Annotated in this window: 16 protein-coding genes and 4 pseudogenes; 12 read left to right on the forward strand and 8 right to left on the reverse strand. The window is 63.6% G+C overall.

From position 1 onward, the window contains the following. Positions 1-63: 63 nt before the first annotated feature. Positions 64-1,661, reverse strand: a pseudogene (locus ACFQAU_RS05540) (MORN repeat-containing protein). Between the two features lie 204 nt (positions 1,662-1,865). Between ACFQAU_RS05540 and ACFQAU_RS05545 the strand changes: the two are divergent. From ACFQAU_RS05545 to ACFQAU_RS05565, 5 genes are all read left to right on the forward strand, one after another. Continuing rightward, entirely contained in the window at positions 1,866-2,510 is a 645-nt protein-coding gene (locus ACFQAU_RS05545; RefSeq protein WP_386281074.1) for a nitrilase-related carbon-nitrogen hydrolase, read from the forward strand. A 92-nt stretch (positions 2,511-2,602) separates the two neighbouring features. Then, a complete protein-coding gene (locus tag ACFQAU_RS05550; protein ID WP_386281077.1) occupies positions 2,603-2,899 on the forward strand; it encodes a hypothetical protein in 297 nt (98 codons plus the stop codon). Next, a complete protein-coding gene (locus ACFQAU_RS05555; protein ID WP_386281080.1) occupies positions 2,899-3,597 on the forward strand; it encodes an NAD(+) synthetase in 699 nt (232 codons plus the stop codon). The genes ACFQAU_RS05550 and ACFQAU_RS05555 overlap by 1 nt, the downstream gene beginning before the upstream one ends. Then, entirely contained in the window at positions 3,584-4,264 is a 681-nt protein-coding gene (locus ACFQAU_RS05560) for a DUF1236 domain-containing protein (RefSeq protein WP_132444760.1), read from the forward strand. Before ACFQAU_RS05555 ends, ACFQAU_RS05560 begins: the two co-directional genes overlap by 14 nt. Positions 4,265-4,391: 127 nt before the next feature. Beyond that, entirely contained in the window at positions 4,392-4,757 is a 366-nt protein-coding gene (locus ACFQAU_RS05565) for an antibiotic biosynthesis monooxygenase family protein (protein ID WP_067941467.1), read from the forward strand. A gap of 13 nt (positions 4,758-4,770) precedes the next feature. Here the strand turns inward: ACFQAU_RS05565 and ACFQAU_RS05570 are convergent, their stop codons facing one another. Both ACFQAU_RS05570 and ACFQAU_RS05575 read right to left on the reverse strand, forming a co-directional pair. Continuing rightward, positions 4,771-6,297: a cryptochrome/photolyase family protein gene (locus ACFQAU_RS05570; protein WP_206054303.1), complete on the reverse strand. Its 1,527-nt coding sequence runs from the start codon at positions 6,295-6,297 to the stop codon at positions 4,771-4,773. Then, positions 6,294-6,961, reverse strand: a pseudogene (locus tag ACFQAU_RS05575) (SDR family NAD(P)-dependent oxidoreductase). Before ACFQAU_RS05575 ends, ACFQAU_RS05570 begins: the two are co-directional and overlap by 4 nt. A 298-nt stretch (positions 6,962-7,259) precedes the next feature. Between ACFQAU_RS05575 and ACFQAU_RS05580 the strand changes: the two are divergent. Then, positions 7,260-8,828, forward strand: coding sequence for a 2-isopropylmalate synthase (locus ACFQAU_RS05580; protein WP_132444764.1), 1,569 nt, complete (start codon positions 7,260-7,262; stop codon positions 8,826-8,828). Between the two features lie 275 nt (positions 8,829-9,103). Here ACFQAU_RS05580 and ACFQAU_RS05585 read toward each other — a convergent pair whose 3' ends face one another. After that, positions 9,104-9,685 carry a VOC family protein gene (locus ACFQAU_RS05585; RefSeq protein ID WP_120350152.1) on the reverse strand — a complete coding sequence of 194 codons (582 nt, stop codon included), beginning with the start codon at positions 9,683-9,685 and terminating at the stop codon, positions 9,104-9,106. Between the two features lie 179 nt (positions 9,686-9,864). On the opposite strand from ACFQAU_RS05585, the gene ACFQAU_RS05590 reads away from it, so the two are divergent. From ACFQAU_RS05590 to ACFQAU_RS05615, 6 genes and pseudogenes are all read left to right on the forward strand, one after another. Continuing rightward, the gene (locus tag ACFQAU_RS05590; protein WP_040700660.1) at positions 9,865-10,911 is read left to right on the forward strand and encodes a rod shape-determining protein; all 1,047 of its coding nucleotides are present in this window, start codon (positions 9,865-9,867) and stop codon (positions 10,909-10,911) included. 71 nt (positions 10,912-10,982) lie between these two features. Continuing rightward, complete coding sequence (gene mreC, locus ACFQAU_RS05595) at positions 10,983-11,885, forward strand: rod shape-determining protein MreC (protein ID WP_120350151.1); 903 nt, start codon at positions 10,983-10,985, stop codon at positions 11,883-11,885. Continuing rightward, on the forward strand, positions 11,882-12,421 hold the full coding sequence (locus tag ACFQAU_RS05600; RefSeq protein ID WP_120350150.1) for a rod shape-determining protein MreD: 540 nt from the start codon (positions 11,882-11,884) through the stop codon (positions 12,419-12,421). Before mreC ends, ACFQAU_RS05600 begins: the two co-directional genes overlap by 4 nt. A gap of 15 nt (positions 12,422-12,436) precedes the next feature. After that, positions 12,437-14,384 (forward strand): annotated as a pseudogene (gene mrdA, locus ACFQAU_RS05605) (penicillin-binding protein 2). Continuing rightward, complete coding sequence (rodA, locus tag ACFQAU_RS05610; protein WP_067916467.1) at positions 14,381-15,520, forward strand: rod shape-determining protein RodA; 1,140 nt, start codon at positions 14,381-14,383, stop codon at positions 15,518-15,520. Before mrdA ends, rodA begins: the two are co-directional and overlap by 4 nt. Before the next feature lie 3 nt (positions 15,521-15,523). Beyond that, a complete protein-coding gene (locus ACFQAU_RS05615) occupies positions 15,524-16,462 on the forward strand; it encodes a 2-hydroxyacid dehydrogenase (protein WP_132444768.1) in 939 nt (312 codons plus the stop codon). A 19-nt stretch (positions 16,463-16,481) separates the two neighbouring features. On the opposite strand, the pseudogene ACFQAU_RS05620 reads toward ACFQAU_RS05615, so the two are convergent. From ACFQAU_RS05620 to coaBC, 4 genes and pseudogenes are all read right to left on the reverse strand, one after another. Then, a pseudogene (locus ACFQAU_RS05620) lies at positions 16,482-18,493 on the reverse strand (M3 family metallopeptidase). A gap of 48 nt (positions 18,494-18,541) precedes the next feature. Next, complete coding sequence (locus ACFQAU_RS05625; protein ID WP_132444772.1) at positions 18,542-19,579, reverse strand: HesA/MoeB/ThiF family protein; 1,038 nt, start codon at positions 19,577-19,579, stop codon at positions 18,542-18,544. Beyond that, the gene (dut, locus tag ACFQAU_RS05630; protein WP_132444774.1) at positions 19,579-20,031 is read right to left on the reverse strand and encodes a dUTP diphosphatase; all 453 of its coding nucleotides are present in this window, start codon (positions 20,029-20,031) and stop codon (positions 19,579-19,581) included. The genes ACFQAU_RS05625 and dut overlap by 1 nt, the downstream gene beginning before the upstream one ends. 9 nt (positions 20,032-20,040) lie before the next feature. Continuing rightward, positions 20,041-21,234 (reverse strand): bifunctional phosphopantothenoylcysteine decarboxylase/phosphopantothenate--cysteine ligase CoaBC, encoded by a 1,194-nt coding sequence (coaBC, locus tag ACFQAU_RS05635; RefSeq protein WP_132444776.1) that lies wholly within the window; start codon positions 21,232-21,234, stop codon positions 20,041-20,043. Positions 21,235-21,259 lie beyond the last annotated feature (25 nt).

The raw sequence follows: 21,259 nt of genomic DNA on the forward strand, positions 1-21,259 counted from the left end.
GGCGTACTCCTGTTGCGCGCGGGCTTGCCACAGGGCGCGGGCGTTGTCCAGCAAAGGCGGGGGTCAGCCGCCGTCCGCCGCGGTGCCAGTCGGGGCGGGCACAACCTCAGAGGTGTCGGCGTCGGTGCCGTCGTCTGACACGCCCTCATCGGGGGCGTCTGCCGCTGCCGGTGCCGCATCTGCAGGCTGTGCTTCGTCCGCAGGAGTCTCCGCCGCGGCGCCAGAGGCGGTGCCGGCTGCGGGATCGGCTGCGGTGTCAGAAGCCGCCCCGGCGGTCCCATCGCTCAACGCGCCGTTCTCCCAATCGCCCGAGGCTTCCTCGCCGCTGGCATAGCGCATGGTGCCGCTGCCCTGCCGCTTGCCCGCTTTGAACGTGCCCTCATAGACATCGCCATTGGCATAGGTCGCCACGCCCTGCCCTTCGATCTCTCCCTCGGTCCACTCGCCTTCGTAGACGAAACCGCTGGCCATGGTGATCTTACCCTGACCGTGACGCTGCCCATTTCTGAACGCGCCTTCATAGACCGTGCCGTCGGGATAGGTCGCCTTGCCCTGACCATGGCGCTGACCGTCCTGCCAGCCGCCCTCATAGCGGTAGCCGTCGGCATAGGTCATCACCCCTTGGCCATGGTTGCGGGCATCTTTGAATTCGCCCTCATAGACCACGCCATTGGTATAGGTCGCGATGCCTTCGCCTTCGATCACACCTGCCACCCAAGCGCCCTCATAGGTCGATCCATCGGGATAGGTGATCTTGCCCGTGCCATCGGCCAGATCATTGCGGAAGGTGCCAACGTAAACCGATCCGTCGGGATAGGTTACCTGCCCCTCCCCTCGATCTGCCCGGCGACCCAAGAGCCTGTGTAGACATAGCCATCGGTGCCAGTGAATGTGCCCTGCCCGTCGCGGCGGTCATCCTTGAAGTCGCCTTCATAGGTATCGCCGTTTTCATAGGTGACCTTGCCCTTGCCCTCACGGCGGCCCGCGACCAGCGTGCCTTCGTAGATATCGCCATTGGGCTGGGTCAGCGTGCCGGTCCCGTCGATCTGGCCGTCTTTCCACAAGCCCACATAGACCAACCCGTCGGGCATGGTCAGCGTGCCCTCGCCACTGCGTTTGCCCCCTTCGATTTCACCTTCATAGACCGCGCCATCGGGGTAGGTGATCGTGCCGACGCCCTGTTTGACGCCATCAACCCAGTCGCCCTTGTACTCATAGCCGCCGGGGCTTTGCATCACGCCCTTGCCGTGGTGTTTGGCGTTGCGGAACTCACCCTCATAGCGCACGCCATTGGCATAGATCGCCACGCCTTGGCCCATGATTGCCCCGGCTTCCCATTCGCCCTCATAGGTACCGCCATCGGCAAAGGTGATCTTGCCCAGACCTTCGGGCTTGCCCTTGGCGAAATTACCCTCATAGACCGAGCCATTGGGAAAGCGCGCGACGCCTTCGCCCTTGATCTCACCCTCGACCCATTCGCCGGAATATTCATAGCCGTTGGGCAGCTTATAGGTACCGGTGCCATGCTGAAGGCCGCCTTGAAACGTGCCCTCATAGATGCCGCCGTCGTCATATTCCTTGGTCAGCACCTGCCCGTCCTGCGCCGCAAGCGGCGTGGCCAGAAGAGCGATCAGACAGAGGGGCAAGCTGCGGTGCAACATGGGCGGAATTTCCCGATCTCGTTAGGTGTCATTTGCCCTGAGGTTACGGGTGATAGAGGGCAGAGGCAACGTGTTTGCAGGACAGGCACGCCGGTTTCGGCGGATCCCGCGCACCCGGTGCGGCGGGCCAGCCTGCGCGCAGGGGTTTCGCCCTCGGCCCGATCTGCTACATCCAACCCACACCAGCCAGCCCGGAGCCTTTGCATGTCAGACCGTTTTCGCCTCACCCTCGGGCAATTGAACCCGACCGTCGGCGACCTGCCGGGGAACGCGGCACTGGCGCGCGAGGCATGGCAGGCCGGGCGCGACGCGGGTGCGCAACTGGTCGCCTTGCCCGAACTGTTCCTAACCGGGCATGATGCGAAAGCGCTGCTGCACAACCCGGCCTTTCAACGCGATGTCGTGACCCATCTTGAGGCGCTCGCCGCCCATTGCGCCGATGGCCCCGCCTTGGCGCTTGGCGCGCCTTGGGTCGAGGGGGCGAAACTTCATAACGCCTACCTCATCCTGCAGGGTGGCAAGATCGCCCAGCGGGTGCTTCAACACAGCCCCGCGCGGCACTCTCGCTTTGATGCAGGTCCGATCAGTGGCCCCTATGCTGTTGAGGGGCTGCGCATCGGTTCCCCCATCGGGGCGGATGGCTGGACTGGTGATGTGGCCGAAACGCAGGCCGAAACGGGGGCCGAATTCCTTTTGATCCCTAATGCGGTCCCACATCAACGCGGCGCAATGGACAGGCGGCTGAATCATATGGTCGCGCGGGTGATCGAGACGGAGTTGCCGCTGATCAGCCTCAATATGGTCGGGGGCAGGACGAGGCGGTCTTTGACGGCGCGTCCTTCGCGCTGAACCCCGGTGGCAAGCTGGCGCTGCACCTGCCTGCCTTTGACAGGGCCATTGCCCATGTCGATCTGGAACGCGCACCGGAGGGTTGGCAGATCGTGGCCGGAGACCTCGCGCCGCAGCCAAGCGCGCTGGAGCGGGATTACCGCGCTTTGGTTGTCGGCCTGCGGGATTATGTCGCCAAAGCCGGAGCCTCTAAGGTGCTGGTCGAACAGACCGAGGGGCGTGATGCCGCGCTGGCCGCGACGATCGCAGGAGACGCTTTGGGGTCCGAGAATGTCCGCCAGATCGCGGTCCCGGTGGGGGTGATTTACAGTCCACACTGCACGGCCGCCTCGCAGGGCTTGGCGCGGCGGTCGGCGCCGATAGCCTCGCGCTCCCCCTGCGCGGCCTGATGCTCCGCGCTTTGGCGCAGGACGCGGGGGAGCTGTTGCTCACGGCACAGAACAAATCCGCGGCCGCCATGGGACAGAGCGCGGTGCCGGGCGATTTCAATCCGATCAAAGACCTGTACCAGACCGAGGTGCTGGCCCTTTGCCAATGGCGCAACACCACCCACCGCGCTTGGATGCGAGGCCCAACCTCTGCGGCGCTTCCGCAGCGGGAACATTCGCAAGAAGATAGCGCTCAAGAAGATAGCGCAGTGGACGACATCCTGCGCATCTTGCAAGAAAGGAACGGCAGTGTGGGGGACTGCGTAGCGGAGGGCTTTGACCAGCGGACCGCCCAAAAGGTCGCGGAGCACCTTTTTAACAACCAGCCGCGGAAAAATCGCTCCGCCCCCGGCCCGCGCGTCACGGCATCGCGGCCAGAGCCCCCTACCCCGCCCACTGGCGCGATGGCTCATAACGCCGAGATCACCTCTCTGGTTTCCCACTTTTCCCTGAGCGCCAGAGGCAAGCGACTTCCCGCCACCTGCCAGCAGGTTAGCGCCCAATTATTGACCAATGGGAGCCAAAAACCGGGCGCTCCGTGCTTCATGGGGGAACGAACCCTTTCCCCCACAGTTGTCCAAACACGACCAACAACGGCGCTGGATTTCCCGCAGGGCACTCCCGCCGAACAGAAAGGGTTAAGAGATGAATATCGTTAAACTTGGAATGGTATCTGCCATCGCTTTGGGTGCCGCTGCACCTGTCTATGCACAGTCTGCCGAAGCCTATGCCGCAACCGATCTCAACATCCGTTCGGGCCCCGGCCCGCAGTACGACATCGTCGGTGTCATCCCCGGTGGCGAAGCCACTATGGTGGAAGGCTGCCTTGACGGCCAATCCTGGTGCCGGGTCAATTTCGGCGACACGATGGGCTGGTCCTACTCCGATTACCTCGCCGTTGAAGTCGAAGAGCAGGCCGTGGCCCTGACCACCCGCCCCGCGACCGTCGAAGTGGGGACCGTGACCTATGAAGACCCCGATGGCACCGCCGAGAATGAGACCGAAGGCGCTGCTGCCGGTGCGACCCTTGGCGCGCTGACAGCCTATGCCGTTGGTGGCCCGATTGGCGGCATCATCGCCGGTGGCATCGCAGGTGGTGCGGCAGGTTCCGCCGCTGCTGAGCCAGAGGAATCCACCATCACCTACGTCCGCGAGAACCCGGTTGATACCGTGTACCTCGACGGTGAAGTAGTTGTCGGCGCGGGCATCCCCACGACCGTGACCACCTATGAGGTCCCGGAAACCACATACCGCTATGTCAACATCAACGGCGCGACCGTGATCGTTGACAACGAGACGAACCTGATCGTCGACGTTGTGCGCTAAGCTGCAATAACGTGCTGCGCTAAGCCACCATAGACTTGGACAAAGAAGGCTCGGAGAGTGATCTCCGGGCCTTTTCTTTGTCCGAAAACTAGGGCTAGCATGGGGGCAGCAACCGCAGGGAGCCACCATGATCGCCGTTATTTTCGAAGTCTTCCCCCACCCCGACCGCCGCGAGGAATACCTCGATGTCGCGGCCAAGATGCGGCCCCTGCTGGATGAGGTGGATGGCTTCATCTCTGTCGAACGGTTCCAAAGCCTGACCAACCCCGAAAAGCTGCTTTCGCTCTCTTTCTTCCGCGATGAAGAGGCGGTGCAGAACTGGCGCAAGCTGACCGCGCACCGCGGCGCGCAGGCAGCAGGGCGCGAAGGCATCTTTACCGATTACCACCTGCGCATCGCCCATGTGATCCGCGACTATGGTATGTTCGACCGCGCAGAGGCGCCACAGGACAGTCAGGAAATCCATCCACCACGGCCCACTCCCGAAGGCTGAAGGCTGACCGGGACTAGACCGTCTCCCCCGCCTCCAGCCGCCGCAACCAGTTGCCCGCATCGCGCAAGACCGCCTCGCGGCGGTCGGCATCCATGCGGTCCCACGTGGCATACATGTTTCTCATACGCGCATTGCCCTGAAACCGCTCTCGGTGCCGGTCAAGAAAGTGCCAGTAAAGCAGGTTGAACGGGCAGGCTTTCTGTCCCGCCTTCGCCGTGACGCTGTAGCTGCATCCTTTGCAGTAGTCAGACATGCGATTGATGTAAGCCCCGGACGAGACATAGGGTTTCGAGGCGATGACCCCGCCGTCGGCGAATTGGCTCATGCCGACGGTGTTGGGCGCTTCGACCCATTCATAGGCGTCGGCGTAGATCTCTAGATACCATTCATGCACCTGATGCGGATTGATCCCGGCCAGCAGGGCGAAATTGCCCGTCACCATCAGCCGCTGGATGTGATGCGCATAAGCGTATTTCTGCGTTTGCCCGATGGCTTGCCGCAGGCAATTCATCTGCGTGTCGGCACCCCAGAAAGAGGCAGGCAAGTCGCGGTCGTGTCGCAGCACGTTGCGCGCCACATACTCCGGCCCCTCAAGAAAATAGATGCCCCGCACATATTCGCGCCATCCAAGGATTTGGCGGATGAACCCTTCGGCAGCGTTGATCGGCACGTCCCCCTGCTGCCACGCCTTTTCGGCAGCCCGGCAGACCTCCATCGGGTCGAGCAACCCAAGGTTCAGATAGGGAGAGATCAGCGCGTGAAAGAGATAGGGCTGCCCTTCCAGCATCGCGTCCTGATAATCGCCAAATCGCGGCAGGGCGTGGGTGATGAAATGCGCCAAGACCTGCAGGGCCTCCGCGCGCGTGGTGGCAAAGTGAAAGGGGAGCAGATCACCGAAGTTGTCCCCATAGCGCGTCTCCACAAGGTCAAGCACCGCTTCGGTCTCAGCATCAGGCGCAAAGCTGAGCGGCTGGGGGAACTCCAGCCCCTCCTTCGGGGGCTTGCGGTTGTCGTGGTCGAAATTCCATTTGCCCCCTGCGGGATCGTCGCCCTCCATCAACAGGCCGGTCTCGCGGCGCATCTCGCGGTAGAAATACTCCATCCGCAGCGCCTTGCGCCCCTCGGCCCAATCTTCGAACCGTTTGCGAGTGGCGATAAAGCGGTCATCCGGCAAGAGATGCGTCGGGATCGGCGCATCGGTCAGCGTGTTGAGCAGCCGCCACTCCCCCGGCTCTGTCACGATCACCTCGCCCGCGCCGGTTTCCTCCGCCCGACGAAGCAGTTCGCCGACGAGAGAGCCTGCGTTTTCGGGGTCATCCAGCCGGGTATAGCGCAAGCTCCAGCCGTCATCCTCCAACTGGCGGGCAAATTTGCGCATTGCGGCGAAGACAAGCGCGATTTTCTTGGGGTGGTGACGGACATATTCCGCCTCTTGCGCGACCTCGGCCATGACCACCACATCGCGCGCCTTGTCGGCCTCGCGCAGCGATGACAGGTTTAGGGAGAGTTGATCGCCCAGAACCAAGATCAAACGGCTCACCACGGCACCGCCTTTCCGGCCCAATCAAAAAACCCGCCGCTATTGTCCGGGGTCAGCCCGTCGATCACCCGCAGCAGATTGCCCGCAGCCTCCCCGGCGGCACCGCCGGATGGCGGCCCAGGTATTTCTCGGTAAAGGGTGTTTCGACGGTGCCGGGGTGCAGTGCCACGCAGATACTTTGCGGATGGGAGCGGCTGAGTTCAATCGCGGCGGTATGCACGATCTGGTTCACCGCCGCCTTGGCGCTGCGGTAGCTGATCCAACCGCCCAAGCGATTATCTCCGATAGAACCGACCCGCGCCGAAAGCACGGCGAATACCGCCCGCCTGTCGCGCGGCAAGAGCCGCCCCGCATGACGCAGGATCAGCGCCGGACCAACGGCGTTGAGTGCGAATTGATCCAGCATCGCCTTTTGCGTGATGGCCCGCAGCGACTTTTCCGGGGCTGCCCCGTCGATCTCCAAAGCGCCTGTGGCGACGATCACCGCGTCGAAGGGGCCGGTAAGCCCCTCCAGCGCCGCGTTAACCGAAGCCTCATCCCTAAGGTCCAGCCCATCGCTGGCGCGAGAGAGCGCCGTTACCTCATCCCCGCGCGCCCGCAAGGTGTCGCTCAGCGCCGCGCCGATCCCGCCGCTGGCCCCGATCACAAGCACCCGCGCACTCACGCCGCCGCGTCCTGCGGTATCGCTTTGTACTGCATCCTGAACTCCCTTGCTTATAGGCAGATAGGCGGCGCTGACGCGGGGGCAAACAAAAGCCGCAACACCCCTTTCCATTTGAAAACGGGTGCGTATAACTATCCGCATGACACAGGCCGTCCATATCCCGACCCTGCCGCGCTGCTGCGCGGGCCTGCTGTGTGCCAACTTGCTGCACCTAATTCGCCTCTGAGCGTGCCCTTCGGCGCGCCCGCTCAGAGGGATGTGTCGCGCGCCAAGGATACCAGCAAAGAAAGAACCCAGGATGACCGATATGACGAAACAGGACCGTGTGCTGATTTTTGACACCACCTTGCGGGATGGCGAACAATCCCCCGGGGCGACGATGACCCATGCCGAAAAGCTGGAGATTGCGCAGCTTTTGGATGAGATGGGCGTCGACATCATCGAAGCAGGCTTTCCCATCGCCTCCGAAGGCGACTTTAACGCGGTGAGCGAGATTGCCCGCCAAAGCCAAAACGCCGTGATCTGCGGCCTTGCCCGCGCCCAATTGGGCGACATCGACCGATGCTGGGAGGCCGTGAAACATGCCCGTCAGCCGCGCATCCACACCTTCATCGGCACCTCGCCCCTGCACCGCGCCATTCCGAACCTGACACAGGATGAGATGGCCGACCGTATCCATGAGACCGTGACCCACGCGCGTAACCTGTGTGACAACGTGCAATGGTCGCCGATGGATGCCACGCGGACCGAGCTTGATTACCTCTACCGCGTTGTGGAAATCGCCATCAGAGCCGGGGCCACCACGATCAACATCCCCGACACCGTGGGCTATACCGCCCCACGCGAAAGCGCCGATCTGATCGCCAAACTGCTCGAAAACGTGCCGGGCGCGGATGAGATCATCTTTGCCACCCACTGCCACAACGATCTGGGCATGGCGACAGCCAACAGCCTTGCCGCCGTGGAAGCCGGGGCGCGGCAGGTGGAATGCACCATCAACGGTCTGGGCGAACGCGCGGGCAACACGGCGCTCGAAGAGGTCGTCATGGCGCTCAAGGTGCGCAATGACATCATGCCCTACGAGACGCGCATCGACAGCACCAAGATCATGAACATCTCGCGCCGTGTTGCGACGGTCTCGGGTTTTGCGGTGCAGTTCAACAAGGCCATCGTCGGCAAGAACGCCTTTGCCCATGAGAGCGGCATCCACCAAGACGGCATGCTCAAGAATGCCGAAACCTTTGAGATCATGCGCCCGGAGGATGTGGGTCTGACCGAGACCAATATCGTCATGGGCAAACACTCGGGCCGCGCGGCGCTGCGCTCCAAGCTCGAAGACCTCGGGTTTGAACTGGGGGATAACCAGCTCAAGGATGTCTTCGTGCGGTTCAAGGAATTGGCCGACCGTAAAAAGGAAATCTACGAGGATGACCTGATTGCGCTGATGCGCACCGCGACCGATCCTGAAGAGGACCGCATTCGCCTCAAATCGATGAAGGTCGTGTGCGGCACCGATGGCCCGCAGACCGCCGACATGGTGCTGGATGTGGATGGTGTTGAGCAGAGCACGAACCAGACGGGCGATGGCCCCGTCGATGCGGCGTTCAACTGCATCAAGGCGCTGGTGCCGCACACCGCGCGCTTGCAGCTTTACCAAGTGCATGCGGTCACCGAAGGCACCGACGCGCAGGCGACGGTGTCCGTGCGGATGGAGGAAGAGGGCCGCATCGTGACGGGGCAATCTGCCGATACCGATACCGTGGTGGCGAGTGTGCGGGCCTATATCCACGCGTTGAACCGTCTGTTGGTGCGGCGTGAAAAGGGCGGCACGGATAAGCGCGAGATCAATTATAAAGATGTGAGTTGATGCGGAGGGCGGGGAAACCCCGCCCTTTTCGCTTGAGGGCCATCGCCTGCCCGCGGGTCGGCGATCCAAGGCTAAGTTGGTGCCACTTTATGGTGCAGCCGTGGTGTGCGTTTTCTAGGTCACACCCAGCCTCACTAAATCGCCTACCCGGTCGCACCAGAGGTGCGCCTAATACATTCTGGCACGCCTCCGGCGTGACGGAGCGAGCAGGCGATGGCCCGGCGCCTACGGCTTGCCTCCGGGCTGGGGTGGCATTCGTCACCGAAGAACCAATCTCAATACGGGTTCTTCGCCCCGCGATCCGCACTCAGCGACGCCTGCCCCCGCTCCACAATCATCACCACCGCATCCGCCAGATGTTGCCGCTGGATATGATCATCTCCCGCCGCAACCCGCAGCTTATGCGCCTCTAGCATCACCTCGGCATGGCTCGACCCGCGCGGCGGGATGAACGTGTAGCAGGCCAGTTCAATCAACAGACCCAGCGGATCCTTGAAATAGATCGAATGCATAAAGCCTCGATCCTTCACGCCCGAATGCCCGATGCCCCGCGCCTCTAACCGCTCGGGGATTTGGTCAAACATCGCGCGGTCCACCTCAAAGGCCAGATGATGCACGCAGCCCGGATCCATCGGGGTGCGGTTATGCACCCGCTTGCGGTTCTCATTGGTGAAGATCGTGATCAGCCGCCCATCGCCCGGATCGAAATACAAATGCCCCTCATCCGGGTCATCCAAATTAGGCTGGTCAAAAATGAAAGGCATTCCCAAAACGCCCTCCCAGAAGTCGATTGAACTTTGCCGATCGGCCCCGGTGAGGGTGATGTGATGCACCCCAAGTGTCTGTATCTTCTGCATGGTATCGCCGACCTCCGCCCTAAATATACCGCTCTATGATAGCGCGGCGGCAATATCGCGCCACCTTTACGGTCTTGCCCCTTTCACCCTGACCCTGTGCGCCCTATAAGAGCCAATAGCCCGCGCGTGGTCCCATGCTGGCGGGCCTGTCCGAATATTTGCAAGGCTCCGCTACTGTTATGTCCATCCTCGATCAATTCCGCGGCCTGTTCTCCTCCGATATGGCGATCGACCTCGGCACCGCGAATACGCTGGTTTATGTCAAGGGTAAGGGCATCGTGCTGAGCGAACCTTCGGTTGTCGCCTATCACGTCAAGGACGGCGTGAAGAAAGTGCTCGCCGTGGGCGAAGACGCCAAGCTGATGCTGGGCCGAACGCCCGGCAGCATTGAAGCGATCCGCCCGATGCGTGAAGGGGTCATCGCCGACTTCGACACCGCCGAGGAAATGATCAAGCACTTCATCCGTAAGGTGCACAAGCGTTCGACCTTCTCCAAACCCAAGATCATCGTCTGCGTGCCGCATGGGGCGACCCCGGTTGAGAAGCGCGCGATCCGCCAGTCGGTGCTGAGCGCTGGCGCGCGCCGCGCCGGGCTGATTGCGGAGCCTATCGCCGCGGCCATCGGTGCGGGCATGCCGATCACCGATCCCACGGGTAACATGGTCGTCGATATCGGCGGCGGTACGACCGAGGTTGCGGTGCTGTCTCTGGGCGACATCGTCTATGCACGCTCTGTCCGCGTCGGCGGTGACCGCATGGACGAAGGCATCATCAGCTACCTGCGCCGTCAGCAGAACCTGCTGATCGGTGAGACGACTGCCGAGCGGGTCAAGACCTCTATCGGTACGGCGCGGATGCCCGACGACGGGCGCGGCACCTCGATGCAGATCCGGGGCCGTGACCTGCTGAATGGTGTGCCAAAAGAAATCGAAGTGACCCAAGCGCAGATCGCCGAGGCGCTGGCCGAACCGGTGCAGCAGATTTGCGAGGCAGTGATGACCGCACTGGAAACCACCCCGCCGGATCTGGCCGCCGACATCGTCGACCGGGGCGTGATGCTGACAGGCGGCGGTGCGCTGCTAGGTGACTTGGACCTCGCCCTGCGCGAGCAGACCGGCCTTGCGATCTCGGTCGCGGATGAGCCGCTGAACTGCGTGGCCCTCGGCACCGGCAAAGCGCTGGAATACGAGAAACAACTGCGCCACGCGATCGACTACGACAGTTAACACTGGCAAGTTAGCCAGACCCGGCACGCGGCGACACCGCCCCGCCTGACCGGGTGGGAGTTTCGGCACAGATGCCCAAAGACCGTTCCAGTTCCAGCGATTTCACCGGCCCCCTGCGCCGGTTGCTGCTGGCTGTGTTGGTGCTGGCGCTGGTCGGGATTTTCTTGCTTTGGCGCATCGACAGCCCCCGCGTTGAACGCTTTCGCGCGCAGGTGACCGACCGTTTCGTGCCGAACCTTGATTGGGCAATGGCCCCGGTGACTGGCACGATCAACCTGCTACGCGATTTCCAAAGCTACCAACGTCTGAGCGAACAGAACCGCGAGCTGCGTTCGGAACTGCGGCAGATGCAGGCGTGGAAAGAAGCGGCCCTTCAGCTAGAGCAAGAGAACGCCCGCCTGCTGGATTTGAACAACGTGCGGCTCGACCCGCGCCTCACATTCATCACCGGCACCGTGCTGGCCGACAGCGGCTCGCCCTATCGCCAATCTGTGCTGCTGAACGTCGGCGCGCGCGACGGGCTGGTCGAGGGATGGGCGACAATGGACGGCATCGGACTTGTGGGCCGCATCGCCGGTGTGGGCAAGAACACCGCGCGCGTGATCCTGCTGACCGACGCTTCCAGCCGCATTCCGGCGACGATCCAACCCTCGGGCCAGCGGGCCATCGTGGCTGGCGACAACAGCGCCGCGCCGCCGCTCGACTTCATTGAAAACCGCGAGTTGGTTCGCCCCGGCGACCGGGTGATCAGTTCGGGCGATGGCGGGGTGTTCCCGGCGGGCATCCTCATCGGTCAAGTCGCCGCCGATCCGGGCGGGCGTCTTCGCGTCAGGCTGGCGGCGGATTACGAGCGGTTGGAGTTCCTGCGCGTGCTGCGCCACCATGGCAATGAAACCGTGCCGGACACCGCCCATGTCATCACCTCCGATGGCCCCTTGGCCGATCCGGCGGCGCCGGTCGGAGTGCAGCCATGACCGATCTGTCACGCAGTCGCCTGTGGGTCATGCGCCTGAGCTTTGTTGCGCTGGCGCTGGTGATCTTGTTCTTCCACCTGCTTCCGCTTGAGACGACCCCGCGCCCTTGGGCCGGGCCGGACCTGCTGTTGGGCTTTGCCTGCGCTTGGGGGCTGAGACGGCCTGAATATGTGCCCGCCCTTTTTCTGGCCTTGGTCTTTCTGCTGGCCGATCTCTTGCTACAACGTCCGCCCGGCCTTTGGGCGGTGCTGGCGCTGATCGGGGTCGAAAACCTCAAATCGCGGGGGCGGCAACTGCGGGATGCGAGCTTTGCCGCCGAATGGCTGACCGTGGTGGTGATCCTGACCATGGTGATCTTTGCCAACCGCATTCTGCTGAGCCTTGCGCTGGTGCCCACGCCCGCCATGACGCTGAACCTCACGGAATTGGCACTGACAGCGCTCGCTTATCCGCTGATCGTGGCCGTGACCCATGGTATCATGGGCGTGCGCAAAACCGCGCCGGGCGATCTGGATGCGCTTGGCAAACGGGTGTGATCGGGGAGCGATGAGATGAGACGTAGCCGCGCCGACAACGATGCAAACCACACGCGCCTGACCCGGCGCGCCGCGCTTTTGGGCGGGGCACAACTGCTGTTCATGGGCGGTCTGGCCGCGCGGATGCGCTATCTGCAGGTCGATCAGGCCGACCAATTTCGCCTGCTCGCCGAAGAGAACCGCATCAACATCCGCCTGATCCCGCCCTCCCGCGGTGAGATTTTCGACCGCAACGGCGTACAGCTTGCCGACAACGTGCCCTCCTACCGGATCGTCATGGTGCGCGAAGACGCGGGCGACGTGGCGGCGGTGATGGAACGTTTGGCCCAAGTTATCGAAATTGATGACGAAACCCGCGAACGCGCCATGACCGAGATGGCTCGCTCTGCGCCCTTCCTGCCCGTCACCATCGTCGATGACGTCAGTTGGGAGGTCGTGAGCAAGGTCAGCGTCAACGCCCCTGCCCTGCCCGGCGTCACCCCCGAAGTAGGCCTGACTCGCGTCTACCCGCGCGGCGCGGATTTCGCCCATGTGGTGGGCCGCGTGGGCCGCGTGAGCCAAGCCGACCTCGACGCGCTGGTAAACCCCGATCAGGTGCTGCGCATTCCGCGCTTTCAAATCGGCAAGATCAACGTCGAAGCCCGCGCCGAGAACCTGCTGCGCGGTGCGGCGGGCACCAAACATGTAGAGGTGAACGCCACAGGCCGCGTAATGCGCGAGTTGGAGCGGCGCGAAGGTCAGGCCGGGGCCGACCTGCAGCTGACCGTGGATGCCAATCTGCAACGCTATGTGCAGGCTCGTCTGGGTGAAGAAAGCGCCGCCGTGGTCATCATCGATTGCGAGAATGGCGATCTGGCCGCACTCGCCTCTTCGCCCAGCTATGACCCGAACCTTTTTATCGGCGGCATCTCTTCGGCGGATTATAATCCGCTGTTGAATTCCAAATACCGACCCTTGGTGAACAAGCCGGTGCAGGGCACCTACCCGCCCGGTTCAACCTTCAAGATGATCGTCGCACTCGCCGCAATCGAAGAGGGCATCGTCGGCCCCGAAGAGACGGTATATTGCCCCGGCCATCTGGAGGTCGCGGGGCGGCGGTTCCACTGCTGGAAACGCGCGGGCCACGGATGGGTTAATTTACAGGATTCGCTGAAACAATCCTGCGACGTCTATTACTACGACCTCGCCGTGAAGGTGGGCATCGAAAAGATCACCGCCATGTCGAACCGCTTTGGCCTTGGCATCAAACACGATCTGGCGCTGTCTTCGGTCGCGGGCGGGCTTGCGCCGACCAAACAGTGGAAACGCTCGGCCCGGGGCGAGGATTGGGTCGTGGGCGACACGGTCAACGCCTCCATCGGGCAGGGTTTTACCCTGTCCTCCCCACTGCAACTCGCGGTGATGAGCGCGCGGATCGCCACCGGGCGCGCGGTGGCGCCGCGGCTGATTAAATCCATCGACGGGGTGGAGCAACCCAGCGGCGCGGGCGAGCCGATGGGCCTGAACGAGAACAACCTGCGCCAATTGCGCAAAGCGATGTACGACGTGGTCAACGACCGCCGCGGCACCGGCTATCGCAGCCGCATCATCGACGACACGATGCGCATGGCGGGCAAGACCGGCACCAGTCAGGTGCGCAACATCACCGCCGCCGAACGCGCCCGTGGTGTGACCAGCAACGCCGACCTGCCGTGGGAGCGCCGCGACCACGCGCTGTTCGTGTGCTTCGCGCCCTACGACAAACCCAAATACGCGGCCTGCGTGCTGGTGGAACACGGGGGGCGGATCAACCGCCGCCGCCCCGATTGCGCGCGACGTGATGTTGCAGGCCATGGCCGGGGGCGAGCCGCCGCTCGAAGCCTACCCCAAGTCCGACCGGGGCCGCATCGCCACCCAGCAAGAAGAGCTGCGCGACACCGCGCCGGAAACCTCGGCCAGCGTAGCGGGAGACGATCAGGCATGAGCTATCTTGAGCATACGGTCAAATCCGTCCCCACGGGGCTGCGCAAGATCCTTTTCATGAACTGGCCGCTGGCGATCCTGTTGACCAGTGTCGCGGGCGTGGGGTTCTTGATGCTCTACTCGGTCGCGGGCGGGTCATTCTCCCCTTGGGCTGAACCGCAGATGAAGCGTTTCGGCATGGGCATTGCGATCATGTTCACTGTGGCGATGGTGCCGATCTGGCTCTGGCGCAACCTGTCGGGCGTGGCCTATGGGGCGACCTTGGTGCTACTGGTCGCGGTCGAACTCTTTGGCTCTGTCGGCATGGGCGCGCAGCGTTGGATCGACATTGGCTTCATGCGGCTGCAACCGTCGGAGTTGATGAAGATCACGCTGGTGCTGTTTCTGGCCGCCTATTACGACTGGCTGCCGGTCAAAAAGGTCTCGCGCCCCTTTTGGGTCCTGCTGCCGATCCTGATCATCGTGGTCCCCACCGCTTTGGTCCTGAAACAGCCCGACTTGGGCACCTCGATCCTGCTTTTGACCGCCGGGGGCGGGCTGATGTTCCTTGCAGGTGTGCATTGGGCCTATTTCGCCGCTGTCATCACCGCCGCCATCGGGCTGGTCACCGCCGTCTTCCAATCGCGCGGCACCCCGTGGCAACTGCTCAAAGATTACCAATACCGCCGCATCGACACTTTTCTCGACCCCAGCCAAGACCCGCTTGGCGCGGGCTACCACATCACCCAATCCAAGATCGCGCTCGGCTCGGGCGGCTGGTCTGGGCGTGGCTACATGCAAGGCACCCAGTCGCGGCTGAACTTCTTGCCCGAGAAACACACCGACTTTATCTTTACCACGCTGGCCGAAGAGTTCGGCTTCGTCGGCGGCGTCTCTCTGCTGGGGCTTTATGCGCTGATCATCCTGTTCTGCGTGGCCTCGGCGGTGAAGAACAAAGACCGGTTCTCCAGCCTGCTGACACTGGGCATCGCGCTTAACTTCTTTCTCTTTTTCGCCGTTAACATGTCGATGGTCATGGGGCTGGCCCCTGTGGTTGGCGTGCCGCTGCCGATGGTGAGCTATGGCGGCTCGGCCATGCTGGTGCTGCTGCTGGCCTTTGGGCTGGTGCAATCGGCACATGTTCATAGACCGAGGTAATTCATGACGATTAATATTCTCTTCGCCGCCAAAGCCGAACGCTGGGACTGCTACGAAAAACCGTTGAACGACGCGCTGCGCAAGGCCCTGCCGGGGCGGGATTTCACACTCGCCACCGACCTGCCGCCCGAAGAGGTCGATTATATCGTCTATGCCCCCAACAGCGACTTGCAGGATTTCACCCCCTACACCCGCGCCAAAGCGGTGCTGAACCTCTGGGCCGGGGTGGAGGCGATCACCGGCAATGAGACCTTGAATATCCCGCTGACACGGATGGTCGATTTCGGCCTGACCCACGGCATGGTCGAATGGTGCACGGGCCATGTGCTGCGCCATCATCTGGGGATGGATGCGGACATTCTGCGCAAGCACGCCAAATGGGAGCCGCGCACCCCGCCACTGGCACGCGAGCGGGGCGTGGCGGTGCTGGGCATCGGTGCGCTCGGCCAAGCGGTGGCCGCGGCGTTGGTGGGTCTGGGCTTCGACGTGACCGGCTGGTCGCGCAGCAAAAAGCAGATCGAGGGCGTGCGCTGCCTGCATGGCGATGCGGGCCTGACAGAAACGCTGAAACGGGCCGAGATCGCCGTGCTGCTGTTGCCCGACACCCCCGCCACGCGAGATGTGCTAAATGCCGAGACACTGGCGCAGATGCCCAAAGGCGCGTTCATCATCAACCCCGGTCGTGGCCCGCTGATTGATGATGACGCCCTGCTTGCCGCGCTCGACAGCGGGCAGATTGCCCATGCCACGCTGGATGTCTTCAGCGTGGAACCGCTGCCTGAGGATCACCCCTATTGGGCGCATCCGCGCGTCACCGTAACCCCGCATCTCGCGGCGGCCACGCGCAATGAGACGGCCTCGGAAGTCATCGCCGAGAACATCCGCCGCAGTGAGGCCGGAGAGCCTCTGCTACATCTGGTAGACCGCGACCGGGGGTACTAACCCCCGGCCGCGTCAAGGCTCAGGCCGCCAGCCCGCGCCCTTTGAGCAGCGCCTCCACCCCCGGCAGTCGCCCCCGGAACGCGGTATAAAGCTCTGCCGGATCGCGGCTGCCGCCGGTCGACAGGATGTGGGTCTCCAACGCTTCGGCGCGCTCCGCGTCAAAGGCGCCGCCCGCTTCTTCGAAGGCGGCAAAGGCGTCGGCGTCCATCACCTCGGACCACATGTAGCTGTAATAGGCGCTGGAATATCCGTCACCCGAGAAGACATGCGCGAATTGCGGCGTGGCGTGGCGCATCCGGATCGCCTGAGGCATGCCGATGCTGCTGAGCACCTCGGCCTGTTTCACCATCGGATCGGCGGGCGGGGCACCGTCGTGGAACTCTAGATCGACGAGGGCCGAGGCGATATATTCCACCGTCTGGAACCCCATGTCGAAGGTCGACGCCGCCAGCACCTTGTCCAACATCTCACGCGGCATCGGCTCGCCCGTGCGGGCATGGGTGGCGAATTTCTGCAAGACCTCGGGCTGGTCCAGCCAATGCTCATAAAGCTGGCTGGGCAATTCCACAAAGTCCCGCGCCACCGAGGTGCCGCTGACGCTTTCATAGGTCACGTCCGACAGCATCTGGTGTAGCGCATGGCCGAATTCGTGAAACAGCGTGCGCGCGTCGTCATAGGACAGCAGCGCCGGGTCGCCCTTGGCGAAATTGCAGACGTTGATCACCACCGGCGCCTGCGCGCGGGGAACTTCGCTTGGCTCCGCATAGCCGAACACCATGCGCCCGAACGCTTCGAGCCGCGCGCGAAGTAATCGCCGATAAAGACCGCCACATGCTTGCCGTTCCGCGTCACCTCCCACGCCCGGCAGTCGGGGTGGTAGAGCGGCACGTCGAGCGGCGCGAACGCCAGCCCGAACAACCGGTTGGCACAGTCGAAGGCCGCGTCGATCATCCGATCGAGCTGGAAATAGGGTTTCAGCGCCGCCTCATCGAGGTCATGCTCTGCCGCGCGGCGCTTTTCGGCGTAGTAGCGCCAATCCCATGGCTCCAGCGCCCCGTTCACGCCGTCCTCGCGCATCAGCGCGGTCAGCACCTCGGCATCGGCGTCGGCCTGCGCCTTGGCAGGTTTCCAAACCGACATCAGCAAGTCGCGCACGGCGTCCGGCGTCTTGGCCATTTCGGTTTCCAGCTTGTAGGCGGCGAAATTTTCATAGCCCAGAAGTTCCGCGCGCTCCTTGCGCAGGGCCAGCGTTTCGGCAGCGATGTCGCGGTTGTCGGTTTCCCCGCCATTCGCACCGCGTGCTTCCCACGCACGAAACGCCTTTTCGCGCAGGTCGCGACGGTCTGAGAATTGCAGGAAGGGTGTGATCAGCGACCGCGAGAGCGTGACCACCGGGCCCTCCGCGCCCTTCTCCTTGCCCGCCGCGCGGGCGGCGTCGAGCGCGAAATCCGGCAGGCCGGTCAGATCGCCCTCCGACAGCGGCATGAACCAATCCCGCTCATCGGCCAGTAGGTTTTGCGTGAACTGCGTGCCCAGCACCGCCAGCCGTGCCTTAATCTCTTTCATCCGCTCGGCGGCCGCCCCGGTCAACGCCGCGCCAGAGCGGACGAAGCCGCGATGTGTCAGCATCAGCACGCGGGCCTGCTCCTCGGTCAGATCGAGCGTGTCGCGGGCCTCCCAGATGGCAGCGATGCGGGCAAAGAGCTTGGTGTTGCCCGAGATCGCCGATTGATGCGCGGCAAGCTTGGGCGAGAAATCGCGCTGCAACGCCTCGCGCGCGCCGTTGCTGTCGGCCCCCGCGACGGTGAAGAACACGCTCAGCACCTTGTCGAGCGCGTCGCCGGATGCTTCGAGCGCCTCGATCGTATTGGCAAAGCTGGGCGCCTCGGGGTTCTCGGCGATGGCGTCGATCTCGGCCCGGTGGGCGGTCAATGCCTCCTCAAGCGCGGGGGCGAAATCATCGTCTGAAATGCGATCAAAGGGGGCGATGCCGAAGGGCGTGTTCCAGTCAGCGAGCAGCGGATTTGTCATGTAAATCTCCTTTGCGCTCTAGATGGGGCGCGGGGAGGAGACTTGCAATCACCCGCCGCAGGTTTCGCAGCCCGCCCGCCGCTTGAGCCCGATCTTGCGGGTCTCACCGTAAAGCCCGTCGTAGATCATCATCTCGCCGCGCAGCACGCTGCCCGCGCCGGTGATCAGCTTAACCGCCTCAAGCGCCATCATCGTGCCGATCACGCCGGGCAGCGGCCCGATCACCCCGGCCTCGGCACAGGAGGGTGCCAGCCCCGCGGCAGGCGCTTGCGGAAAAATGCAGCGATAGCAGGGCGCACCGCGCGCGGGATCAAAGATGCTGAGCTGCCCCTCCCACTGGCTGAGCGCGCCTGAAATCAGTGGCTTACCAGCCGCGACACAGGCGGCATTGACCCGGTAACGGGTGTCGAAATTATCGGTCCCGTCGAGCACGAGGTCATAGTCGGCCACCAGTTCGGCGGCGATCTCGTCGCTGAGGCGACGGTGGTAGGGGCGCACGGTGATATGGGGGTTTTGCGCCAGCATCTCGGCTTGGGCCGAGAAGACCTTGGGCGTGCCGATGGCCGCGTCTTTGTGGATCACCTGCCGTTGCAGGTTCGCGTTCTCGACCGTGTCGTCGTCGATCACCCCGATGGTGCCAACGCCCGCCGCCGCGAGATATTGCAGCGCCGGCGCGCCGAGGCCACCCGCCCCCACGACAAGCACCTTGGCGTTTTTCAACGCCTTTTGCCCGGCCCCGCCGACCTCGCGTAGTACGATATGGCGGGCATAACGGCTGAGTTCACTGTCCGAGAAACGGCCCGAGGTCTGGGGCGCCGCCGGTTCGCGCGGTGTGGCGCGGGCGCGCAGGGTTGCCAGCCCCTGCCGGTAGAGCATCACCAGCGCAACGAAGCCGCCCAGCAGCAGCCAAGGCGCGGCGCTGCCCCCGGTGGCCAGCCGCAGCGGGTGCGTGGCCGGAAAGACCAGATGCAGCCCCACCAAAGCCAGATACATAACCGCAACCAGCCCCGCACGTAGCCCGCGCGGCAGGCCGAGAAACCCGCCGCCAAACCAAAGAGCGGCAGCGATGATTAAAACCGCCAGCATCAGAGCGCCCCCGTCGAGCCGAAACCGCCCGCGCCGCGCAGGGTTTCATCAAGGCTGTCGGCCAGATCGAACCCCGCCTGCATCACCGGGGCCGCGACCATCTGTGCGATGCGCATGCCGTGTTCGACGGTAAACGCCTCTTGCCCCATATTGCCCATGATCACCCCCACGATGCCGCGATAATCGCTGTCGATGGTGCCGGGGCTGTTGATCAAGGTGATCCCATGTTTCAGCGCAAGGCCCGAGCGCGGGCGGATCTGCACCTCGAACCCCTGCGGGATCGCCATATGCAATCCGGTCGAGATCAGCGCCCGCGCGCCAGGGGCCAGCGTGACCGGACCTTCGGGCAGGTTGGCCCGCAGGTCCGCGCCCGCCGCGCCTGCGCTTTCATAGGCAGGCAGTGGCAGGCTGCGGTCCGCGCCATCGGCCCAGCAGAGTTTGATCGTCGTCATAGCTTCCCCTTAGGCAAGTGCTGCGGCGATGCGTTCGGCCAGACGGGCGGCCACGGCATCCTTGCCCATGCGCGGCCAGTCCTCTGCGCCCGCGTCGGTGATCAGCGTCACGGCATTCTCGCGCCCGCCCATGATGCCGGTGGCGGGGGAAACGTCGTTGGCGACGATCCAGTCACAGCCCTTGCGCGCGCGTTTCTCGGTGGCATGGGCCAGCACATCGTCGGTCTCTGCCGCGAAGCCCACGACGAGCGCGGGGCGGCCTTCGCTGCGCTGGCTGATGGTTTTCAAGATGTCGGGGTTTTCCGCGAATGTGAGACTGGGCAGCCCGTCTTTGGATTTCTTCAGCTTGCGGTCCCCTGCGCCCTGCACGTGCCAATCGGCCACCGCAGCGGCAAAGACGGCGGCATCGGCGGGCAGTGCGGCGTCTACCGCCTGCATCATCTCTTGCGCCGTTTGCACGGGCACCACCTTGACCCCCTCGGGCGGCGCAACCTCTGCCGGGCCGGTGACAAAGGTCACCTCTGCCCCCAAAGCCCTGAGCGCGCGCGCGATGGCCGTGCCCTGCGCACCAGAAGAGCGGTTGGCGATGTAGCGCACCGGGTCGATCGGCTCATGGGTCGGGCCGGAGGTAACGAGGATGCGTTTGCCCTTGAGAGGTCCATTGCCAAGCTGGGCCTCAACAGCGGCGACAATCTCAAGCGGTTCGGCCATGCGCCCCGGTCCAAATTCGCCGCAGGCCATGTCACCGTCATTCGGGCCCACCATGGTGATGCCATCGCCGCGCAACGTGGCGATGTTGCGCTGTGTCGCGGGGTGCTGCCACATGCGCACATTCATCGCAGGCGCCAGCAATACGGGCGTGTCGGTGGCCAACAGCAGGGTCGAGGCCAGATCATTCGCCGCACCCTGCGCCATCTTGGCCATCAGATCAGCCGTGGCGGGGGCGACCACCAGCAGGTCTGCCGCGCGGCTAAGTTGAATATGGCCCATCTCGGCCTCATCCCCCAGATCGAAAAGATCGCGAAACACCTTCACCCCGGTCAGGGCAGAGACGGAAAGCGGGGTGACGAACTCTTCGCCTGCGCGGGTCAAAACCGGGGTCACCTTGGCCCCGCGTTCGCGCAGGCGGCGGATCAGATCGAGGGATTTATAGGCGGCAATGCCACCGCCGATGATCAGCAGAATATGTTTGCCCGACAGCATAAAGGCCCCCGTTTGCGTTCGGGAG

It is taken from the genome of Sulfitobacter profundi (assembly GCF_042661425.1).
Taxonomy (GTDB): Bacteria; Pseudomonadota; Alphaproteobacteria; order Rhodobacterales; family Rhodobacteraceae; genus Sulfitobacter; species Sulfitobacter profundi.